This window comes from Staphylococcus sp. HMSC62B09, assembly GCF_001839115.1.
Lineage (GTDB): Bacteria > Bacillota > Bacilli > Staphylococcales > Staphylococcaceae > Staphylococcus > Staphylococcus haemolyticus.
Genome location: NZ_KV840129.1, coordinates 63,003 through 72,219 on the forward strand (window position 1 = coordinate 63,003; position 9,217 = coordinate 72,219).

A 9,217-nucleotide genomic window follows, 5' to 3' on the forward strand; every position below is an offset into this window, starting at 1 on the left:
CTATTTGATTTTCAACTTGAATATATTGTAACTCACGTCCTAATTTTTGTAAGTCACAGACAAAACTCACAATAGTAAGCGTTTCCATAATATTCTATTTGTAAGGGAAAGAGAAAGGGAGCGTTAAAATATGGCAAATAAACAATCACAAAGTAATGCTCATAAAGGAAATCATAAGTTAGCAAAAACGTATAATTTCTTTCAGCAAGCATTAACGATTGCTATCGTACTATTTATATCTAAAATTATTGAAAGTTTCATACCATTTCCTATGCCAGCGTCAGTAATAGGACTCGTATTACTATTCATCCTATTATGCACTGGTGTTGTCAAATTGGGTCAAGTTGAAGGTGTCGGCACAGCATTAACGAATAATATTAGTTTCTTATTCGTACCGGCCGGAATTTCGGTTATCAATTCTTTACCAATATTAAGCCAACACCCAATTTTAATATTGTTATTAATTATTATTTCAACGTTATTACTACTTATCTGTGTAGGATTTGTCTCACAATTGTTCGTAACAAAAACATTATTCCCATCTAAAGAACAAAATGAACAAACTAAACTTGGGGAGGGTAACTAATGGTAGATCATTTAGGAATTACAACACCGTATTTTGGTATATTAGTCTCATTAATACCATTTGTCATTGCACAATATTTCTATAAAAAAACGAACGGTTTCTTCTTACTAGCACCACTTTTTGTAGCAATGGTTGCGGGGATCGTATTTTTAAAAGTAACAGGTATTAGTTATGAAAATTACAAAATAGGTGGAGACATTATTAACTTCTTCTTAGAGCCAGCAACAATTAGTTTCGCCATCCCTTTATATAAAAAACGTGATGTACTCAAAAAATATTGGCTACAGATTTTTGGTGGTATCGCAATTGGAACGTTAATCGCACTTATCTTAATTTACTTAGTAGCTATTGTATTCCAATTAGGCAATCAAATTGGTGCTTCAATGCTACCACAAGCTGCTACAACTGCGATCGCCCTTCCAGTATCACAAGGTATTGGCGGCGTTAAAGAGTTAACGTCATTAGCCGTTATTCTAAATGCCGTTGTTATTTCTGCATTAGGCACTAAAATTGTTAAGTGGTTTAAAATTTCAAATCCAATTGCTCGTGGTTTAGCACTTGGTACGAGTGGACATACACTTGGCGTAGCTTCAGCCAAAGAACTTGGTGAAACTGAAGAGTCAATGGGTAGTATCGCCGTTGTTATCGTTGGCGTAATTATCGTTGCCATTGTTCCACCATTAGCTTCAATTTTATTCTAAACATTTTAAAAAGAACCTGAACACAATGTTGTGTTCAGGTTCTTTTCGGTTTGCAACCATTAATTGATGCTTTGAACTTTATTGTCTCGTTTCTTACTATTACTTGTTGGATCAAGTTTCTTTTCTAAGAAGCGTAATCCTAAATCTATAATAATCGCAATTAACGCAATTGGAATGGCACCAGCAAGTATATAAACCGTACCATCAGTAGAGTTTGTACCACGTATAATAATATCCCCTAGTGTTGAAGCTCCAATAAATGAGCCAATTGCCACAATACCAATCGCTACAACTAGAGCAATACGGATACCACCAATAATCACTGATAATGACAATGGCAATTCAATCATACGCATGACTTGATTCTTAGTCATTCCCATCCCCTTGCCTGCATCTTTAATATTGTAGTCTACTTCGGTAATGCCAGTGTACGTATTCTTAATAATTGGAAGTAACGCATGTAAGAATACTGCAAACACTACAGTATTAGGACCTAACCCAAGTGCTAGCATAAGTATTGCTAACATTGCGATTGCTGGAACTGTCTGGATAATATTCGCGATAGTAATAATAGGCCATGATAACTTCGTATATCTTGAAATTAATATCCCTATCGGAATGCCAATAATACAAGCGAATAACACACCATAAATAGACATTAATAAATGTTTGAAAAAGAGTTCCATAAGATAGCCAAAGTTCAAGGTATAGTATTCATAAAGTGAGCTTAACAAGTTACCTTTCATTATTTTTGACCACCTTTCTTACTGTCATCTTCAAAATAATTATGTTTCTTCAAATATTCTTCTGCAATAACGGCAGGTTCTTTACCTTTTCCATCCGCTTCATAGTTTAATTTCTGCATTTCTTTAGTACTAATTTGTCCCTGTAATTTTTTCAGTGCTTTATCAATTTCAGGGTGATCTTTGATTAATTTTTCAGTGGCTAATGGACTTCCATCATATGGTGGGAAGAATTTACGATCATCTTTTAAGATTTTCAAATCGTAAGCAGCGATACGTCCATCTGTTGAATAACCAACAGCAACATCTAATTTTTTATTTTTCAAAGCATCGTACACCAAACCAATTTGCATTGGGCGTGCACTCGCAAATTTAAACCCATAGTCTTTTTGGAAAGCTGGATATCCATCACCAGCACGGTTCATCCATTGTGTATCCATACCTAAACGTAATTCATCTTTATATCTTTTTAAGTCTGAAACTTTTTCTAAATGATATTTCTCAGCTACTTCTTTAGTAACCATGAATGCATACGTATTTTCAAACCCAAATGAGTCATAATATTTCTGATTATATTTTTCTTTAAATAATCTTTGTGACTCTGACATTGCTTTTTTAGTATCTTTTGTTGGTGGGGCATCAAGTACACTCGTCAATTCTGTTCCAGTATATCTTACTGCTGACATATTCACATCTCCACGTTGTAATGCATTATGTTGAATAATACTGGAACCTAAATTACCAACAATAGTAGGTTTAATTTTGCCATTTGTATAATGTTCTATCATTAATTTTTCAATATTTGCCATAATTTTTGTTTCACTAGTTTCTGTGGCAGTAATTTTCACACTATCTTTACCGTCACCATCGCCTAAACCTGGTAAACTACATCCAGATAATACGATGAGAGACATAGTAAGAAGTATGAAAGTAAGTTTTAACTTTTTCATAATTTTAAAATCCTCCCTTTGTATTTATCTAGATACTTTAAGCCCTTTAGGCACGGCCCACTTTTCAATAAAAGAAAGTATGAAATCGACAAGTAAAGCTAGACACGTTACAAGAATTGCAGCACTAATAATCATTGGTGGCTGATATAAATTTAATCCGTTAAAGACTAAATCACCGAGTCCACCAGCGCCAACGTAACTAGCTAATGTAGCCCAGCTGATTACGTATACACTTGATAAACGTATACCACTAAGTATAAGTGGTAAGGCTAATGGCAATTCGACATCTTTCATTAACTGCATCTTTGTCATACCCATACTTGTTCCAGCTTGGATGATATTCTTATCAATATTTTGTACTCCTAGAACTGTGTTGTTTAAAATTGGTAACAATACATAAATGAATAATGCGACAATCGCTGGCGTCTTACCTACACCAAAGATTGGAATCATAATGGCTAATACTGCTAACGTCGGAATCGTTTGAAGCACACCCGCTATCGTTAACACTACATTTGCAGTACGTTTCGTCTTAGATAATAAAATGCCTAACGGAACCGCAACTACAATCGCAATTAATAACGCGATAATTGATATGTAAAAGTGTTCTATCGTTTTCGATACAAGTTGGCTTCCATATTCTTGGAAAAATTGGCGCATTAACGATCAACTCCCGAATGATCAGAATTCTTCACATCATGCGTATCTAATCTATCTGTAACATCTTTTTGCTTTGTTGTAGCGTCATTTGGACGGTCTTCGGCATGTTCATTTTTTTCGATGTTACCTAACTCATTTTCGCGTTCGACATCATTCATGTGCGAATCAGACAATGTCATCTCATCATCTTCTTCACCCCAAATAGAGTCATAGACAATGTCGACAAGATTAGCACGTGTAATTAGACCTATAAGTGCGTTGTCATTATCAACGACTGGTACGTTTCTAACGTTTCTCTTTAATATCGTACGTACGGAGTCTTGTAATTTAGAATCAATATGGACTTTGTAAACATCTCGTTGCATTGTATCGATTAATTCCTTACGTTGACGTAACCCTTGGTTAATATCTTCAATATCTAGGAATCCAAGTAAATGATGATGATTGTTAACAACAAATATTGTGTCGACACGTCTGTGTCGCATAACGTTGACTGCGTCATTGAGCGTGTCGTTGGCATTTACCGTAACAGGTTTAATCATCGCATCTTCAACCGTTCTCATATTCGGACGATCTTGAATCAATCTATTTTGTCCAATAAATTCTCTAACGAAATCATTGGCAGGATTTCTAAGAATATTATCCGGTGTATCGTATTGAACAACTTTCCCTTTAGACATGATACAAATTCGGTCTGCGAGCTTTATCGCTTCGTCCATATCATGTGTCACGAAAATAAATGTTTTCCCTAATTTCTTTTGAAGATCTTTAACTAAATCCTGTAAAGTGTCTCTCGTAATTGGATCCAATGCACCAAAAGGTTCATCCATTAAGATGATATCTTGCTCTGCAGCTAATGCACGCACGACACCAATACGTTGTTGTTGACCACCTGACAATTCTGATGGATAACGATCTAAATAGTCTTCAGGTAAGTCTACTAACTTGATTAATTCTTTTGCTTTAGCATCCTTCTTCTCTTTAGACCATTTAAGCAACTTTGGTACCAAGACAATATTTTCTCTAATGGTCATATGAGGCATCAATCCAATTTGTTGAATAACATAGCCAATACTTCTACGTAATTCAACTGGATTCATATTTCGAACATTCTTCCCATTCATTTCAATTGTGCCGTCAGTGGCTTCAATCATTCGGTTAATCATTCGTAAAGCTGTCGTTTTACCGCTACCGCTTGTCCCAATAAAGGCAATAAATTCACCAGATTCAATATCTAATGAAATGTTATCTATTGCTTTTTTATTGCCAGAGTAAATTTTTGTTAAGTTTTTAATACTTAACGTCATTAGATTGCTCCTTCCTATTGTTGCCAGATAAAAAAGCTCATAAAACAAAAAGGCCAGTAGTCCCATTGTTAAACAAATACGTAATAAGTTAAACAAGAGCCTCATGGCCTTTACTTCATAAAATTTTGATTAATTCAATTTCAATATAATTCGAGCTTTTTTCATCTTTTATATCTATATACCCTATATAATTTTTTGAAACATTTCTTATATGAAAAGATTAAAAAATTTCACAATTACAATTTTTTTAAGTTGCTTCAAGCATGATCAAGTTAAAAACTGTCGAAAATAAAGTTGCTGACAATAAAATTCATGAAATTGTCAAACTTTTCTAAATAAATATTATAAAGCTGTATTCAAAATTGCATTACGAAATTAATAGTATTAGTCTATAGGTGTAATAAGTATTTATCGAAGGGATGTTGTAATAATGAAAGCAGCAGTATGGTATGGTCAAAAAGATGTTCGCGTGGAAGATCGTGAACCTAAGCAATTAAAAGACAATGAAGTAAAAGTAAAAGTTTCATGGGCAGGTATTTGCGGAACTGATTTACATGAATACTTAGAAGGACCAGTCTTCATCTCTACAGATAAACCTGATCCACTACTTGGACAAAAAGCACCTGTTACTTTAGGTCATGAGTTTGCTGGTGTTGTTGAAGAAGTTGGTAAAGACGTTACTAAATATAAAAAAGGTGACCGTGTGGTTGTTAACCCAACTGTATCTAAACATGAGAAAGATGAAAGTGTTGACTTATATGATGGTTATTCATTTATCGGTTTAGGTTCTGATGGTGGCTTTGCAGAATTTACAAATGCACCAGAAGAAAATGTATATGCATTACCTGAAAGTGTATCTGATAAAGAAGGTGCTTTAGTAGAACCAACTGCAGTTGCGGTTCAAGCAGTTAAAGAAGGTAAATTATTATTTGGTGATACAGTAGCAGTATTTGGTGCTGGTCCAATTGGTTTATTAACAATTGTTGCAGCTAAAGCAGCTGGTGCAAGTAAAATCTTCGTATTTGATTTATCTGAAGAGCGTTTAGCTAAAGCTAAAGAAGTCGGCGCTACGCATGTAGTTAACTCTGGTAATACAAATCCTGTAGACTTTATTAACGAACATACTGAAAATGGTGTAGATGTTACATTTGAAGTTGCTGGTGTTGGCGTAACATTATCTCAATCAGTACAAGTTACGCGTCCAAGAGGTACAGTTGTCATCGTATCAATCTTTGCTCATGCAGTTGATTTCGACCCAATGTTATTAACTAACTCAGGTGTTCAATTAACATCTACAATTGCATACTCACCTACTACATTCCAACAAACAATTGATTTAATTGCGAACGGTAGCTTAGATGTTAAGAGCGTAGTAACAGATGAAATTGAATTAGAAAACATTGTTGAATCTGGATTCGAACAATTAGTAAACGATAAATCTCAAGCTAAAATTTTAGTTAAATTAAATGGCTAATTTGAATTAACACATCGATACATTTTAACTTGATTTAAATAAAAGCTTTTAATCGACATCTCTACAGATGAAGATTAAAAGCTTTTTTCTTAACATTTATTTATCATACATGCCTTTACCATCAAGAATATGGTCAATATATTTTTCAACTCTGCTTTGTCTTGTTTGACTGCGCTTCGCTTGTGAAATGTGATATATGTACTGATGCTGTCTACCAGACGTTAATTTGTAAAATGCCTCTTCTAACTTAGGATTATCATTGAATGCTTGCTGTAATTCTTCAGGTATTTCATAGTCCTCTGTCTTCTTCATTTCAACTTTCTTGCCGGCTTTTTCAACTTCAATGGCTTCATTAATATAATATAAAATTTCATCTCGACTCGCTTTAATTTCATCCAGTGTTTTAAAGCGTAATTGTCTTGCTGCTTGAACTCGCTCTGTTTGTTGAATTAGCGTTTTATATTTATCTTCTAAAATTGCACCTTTATGAAATAGTAACGCTACATAATATTTAAAACCATGAATCGTTATAACATTTTTATCATTAATGATATATGTTGGATGCATCCATTTATATGCTTCTTCTAATTCTGACTCATCAAATATTAAATTTCTTAAATATTGATAAGATTCCTTCCATTGACTTTCTTTTTCTAAAAAAGCTAATACCTGTTTATCGGATTGTTTCTCTGGCACCTTGGTCACCTCATATCGTTAGTTTGATAACAATACAATCATTATATTATTTAAGTCAATAAATAACTATTAATTACACAATCATTTGTAAATTTACAAAATCATAAATTGACTAATGAAATGATAAGCGTATAATTAAAACGTATCATTTTTGATGAATATTAAAACAACATAAAGGAGTATTTATGGGACAAAATCATAACGAAGGTAAAATCAATCTGGTCCAACTTGTATTATTAGGACTAGGAAGTTTAATTGGTTCAGGTTGGTTATTTGGTGCATGGGAAGCTTCTTCTGCAGCTGGTCCTGCAGCCATTTTATCTTGGATTATCGGGTTTATAGTTATAGGAACGATTTCTTATAACTATATTGAAATAGGAACAATGTTTCCGCAATCTGGTGGTATGAGTAACTATGCTCAATACTCACACGGTTCATTGTTAGGATTTATTGCCGCATGGGCAAACTGGGTATCATTAGTTACTATCATTCCAATTGAAGCAGTATCCGCTGTACAATACATCAGTTCATGGCCCTGGGATTGGGCCAAACCAACTTCTGCATTAATGCATAATGGTTCAATCAGTACGACAGGATTATTCGCTGTCTATGTCATTATCATTATTTTTTCTTTATTAAACTATTGGTCAGTTAAATTATTAACGTCTTTCACTAGTTTAATTTCGTTCTTTAAATTAGGTGTACCGTTACTAACAATCATCATGTTAATGCTTTCAGGTTTCGACACTAGTAACTACGGTTCATCTATTGGCGAATTTATGCCGTACGGTAGTGCACCAATCTTTGCAGCAACAACAACATCAGGAATCATCTTCTCATTTAATGCATTCCAAACAATCATTAATATGGGATCTGAAATTAAAAATCCTGAAAAGAATATTGCACGTGGCATTGCAATTTCATTAACGTTGAGCGCAATTCTGTACATCATACTACAAAGTACATTTATTACATCAATGCCACAATCAATGATTCATGAGCATGGTTGGAGTGGTATCAACTTCAATTCACCATTCGCAGACATGGCAATCTTATTAGGCATCAACTGGTTAGCTATTTTGCTATACATCGAAGCAGTTGTTTCACCATTTGGTACAGGCGTTTCATTTGTTGCGATTACTGGTCGTGTATTAAATGCAATGGAACGTAATGGTCATATTCCTAAGTTCTTAGGTAAAATTAATACAACTTATAACATTCCACGTGTAGCCATCGTATTTAATGCGATCATCAGTATGGTCATGGTGACGTTATTCCGTGATTGGGGTGTATTAGCCGCTGTTATTTCAACAGCAACATTAGTCGCTTACCTAACAGGACCAACTACGGTAATGTCGTTACGTGAAATGGGACCTAAATTACACAGACCATTCCGAGGCACGATGTTAAAAGTAATGGCACCATTATCATTTGTACTTGCTTCATTAGCAATTTATTGGGCGATGTGGCCAACCACAGCTGAAGTTATATTGATTATTATTTTAGGATTACCAATTTATTTCTTCTATGAGTATAAAATGAATTGGAAAAACACTAAAAAACAAATTGGCGGAAGTATATGGATTATTGTCTACTTAATCTTATTAGCTTGTATGTCATTTATCGGTAGTAAAGAGTTTAAAGGTATTAACTTAATACACTACCCTTACGATTTCCTAGTTATAATAGTTTTAGCACTTGTCTTTTATAGAATTGGTATTACAAGTCACTTCAAGAGTGTATATTACAAACGCGCTAAGAAGATTAATAAACAAATGAAAGAAGATACAATGGAAGCAGAACAACAGGAAGCTGATAGAAAAGAAGCAATCCAACAACATAATGATTAATATTGTAGGGAGTGGGACAGAAATAATATTTTTCAAAATTTATTTCGTTGTATCCCCAGCTTGCTTAGCTTGTAGAATTTCTTAATGAAATTCTCTTTGCTGGGGCCCCGAACCCCAACTTGCTTAGCTTGTAGAATTTCTTAACGAAATTCTCTTTGCTGGGGCCCCGCCCACCAAGCAAGGTTGACTAGAATTAAAAAAGCTTGTTAAAAGTGTATTTTTAAATCAGTCAACTACTGCCAATATATAT

Annotated in this window: 9 protein-coding genes; 4 read left to right on the top strand and 5 right to left on the bottom strand. The window is 34.1% G+C overall.

The features are described from left to right. The first annotated feature begins 130 nt into the window (after positions 1–130). Both lrgA and lrgB read left to right on the top strand, forming a co-directional pair. Positions 131–586 (top strand): antiholin-like murein hydrolase modulator LrgA, encoded by a 456-nt coding sequence (gene lrgA, locus HMPREF3265_RS05375; RefSeq protein ID WP_037550173.1) that lies wholly within the window; start codon positions 131–133, stop codon positions 584–586. Then, positions 586–1,287 carry an antiholin-like protein LrgB gene (gene lrgB / locus HMPREF3265_RS05380; protein WP_053025074.1) on the top strand — a complete coding sequence of 234 codons (702 nt, stop codon included), beginning with the start codon at positions 586–588 and terminating at the stop codon, positions 1,285–1,287. Before lrgA ends, lrgB begins: the two co-directional genes overlap by 1 nt. Before the next feature lie 59 nt (positions 1,288–1,346). On the opposite strand, the gene HMPREF3265_RS05385 is transcribed toward lrgB, so the two are convergent. From HMPREF3265_RS05385 to HMPREF3265_RS05400, 4 genes are read right to left on the bottom strand one after another with little or no spacing between them, the layout of a single operon-like run. Then, positions 1,347–2,033 (bottom strand): ABC transporter permease, encoded by a 687-nt coding sequence (locus HMPREF3265_RS05385; protein WP_070861109.1) that lies wholly within the window; start codon positions 2,031–2,033, stop codon positions 1,347–1,349. Continuing rightward, a complete protein-coding gene (locus HMPREF3265_RS05390; RefSeq protein ID WP_070581930.1) occupies positions 2,033–2,980 on the bottom strand; it encodes an osmoprotectant ABC transporter substrate-binding protein in 948 nt (315 codons plus the stop codon). The genes HMPREF3265_RS05385 and HMPREF3265_RS05390 overlap by 1 nt, the downstream gene beginning before the upstream one ends. A 24-nt stretch (positions 2,981–3,004) precedes the next feature. Then, the gene (locus HMPREF3265_RS05395; protein WP_053025076.1) at positions 3,005–3,640 is read right to left on the bottom strand and encodes an ABC transporter permease; all 636 of its coding nucleotides are present in this window, start codon (positions 3,638–3,640) and stop codon (positions 3,005–3,007) included. After that, positions 3,640–4,947 (bottom strand): betaine/proline/choline family ABC transporter ATP-binding protein, encoded by a 1,308-nt coding sequence (locus tag HMPREF3265_RS05400; RefSeq protein ID WP_070861110.1) that lies wholly within the window; start codon positions 4,945–4,947, stop codon positions 3,640–3,642. The genes HMPREF3265_RS05395 and HMPREF3265_RS05400 overlap by 1 nt, the downstream gene beginning before the upstream one ends. A gap of 430 nt (positions 4,948–5,377) precedes the next feature. Between HMPREF3265_RS05400 and HMPREF3265_RS05405 the strand changes: the two genes are divergently transcribed. Then, positions 5,378–6,421, top strand: a complete 1,044-nt coding sequence (locus HMPREF3265_RS05405; protein ID WP_011274930.1) for a 2,3-butanediol dehydrogenase — start codon at positions 5,378–5,380, stop codon at positions 6,419–6,421. Positions 6,422–6,517: 96 nt separating this feature from the next. Here the strand turns inward: HMPREF3265_RS05405 and HMPREF3265_RS05410 are convergent, their stop codons facing one another. Continuing rightward, the gene (locus HMPREF3265_RS05410; RefSeq protein WP_070861111.1) at positions 6,518–7,117 is read right to left on the bottom strand and encodes a YdeI/OmpD-associated family protein; all 600 of its coding nucleotides are present in this window, start codon (positions 7,115–7,117) and stop codon (positions 6,518–6,520) included. 185 nt (positions 7,118–7,302) lie between these two features. On the opposite strand from HMPREF3265_RS05410, the gene HMPREF3265_RS05415 reads away from it, so the two are divergent. Beyond that, positions 7,303–8,967 (top strand): APC family permease, encoded by a 1,665-nt coding sequence (locus HMPREF3265_RS05415; protein WP_070861112.1) that lies wholly within the window; start codon positions 7,303–7,305, stop codon positions 8,965–8,967. Positions 8,968–9,217: the final 250 nt, after the last annotated feature.

Bases quoted from the DNA above. Each gene is read 5' to 3' on its own strand.
- lrgA (WP_037550173.1), top strand. From the start codon at position 131: ATGGCAAATAAACAATCACAAAGTAATGCTCATAAAGGAAATCATAAG.
- lrgB (WP_053025074.1), top strand. From the start codon at position 586: ATGGTAGATCATTTAGGAATTACAACACCGTATTTTGGTATATTAGTC.
- HMPREF3265_RS05385 (WP_070861109.1), bottom strand. From the start codon at position 2,033: ATGAAAGGTAACTTGTTAAGCTCACTTTATGAATACTATACCTTGAAC.
- HMPREF3265_RS05390 (WP_070581930.1), bottom strand. From the start codon at position 2,980: ATGAAAAAGTTAAAACTTACTTTCATACTTCTTACTATGTCTCTCATC.
- HMPREF3265_RS05395 (WP_053025076.1), bottom strand. From the start codon at position 3,640: ATGCGCCAATTTTTCCAAGAATATGGAAGCCAACTTGTATCGAAAACG.
- HMPREF3265_RS05400 (WP_070861110.1), bottom strand. From the start codon at position 4,947: ATGACGTTAAGTATTAAAAACTTAACAAAAATTTACTCTGGCAATAAA.
- HMPREF3265_RS05405 (WP_011274930.1), top strand. From the start codon at position 5,378: ATGAAAGCAGCAGTATGGTATGGTCAAAAAGATGTTCGCGTGGAAGAT.
- HMPREF3265_RS05415 (WP_070861112.1), top strand. From the start codon at position 7,303: ATGGGACAAAATCATAACGAAGGTAAAATCAATCTGGTCCAACTTGTA.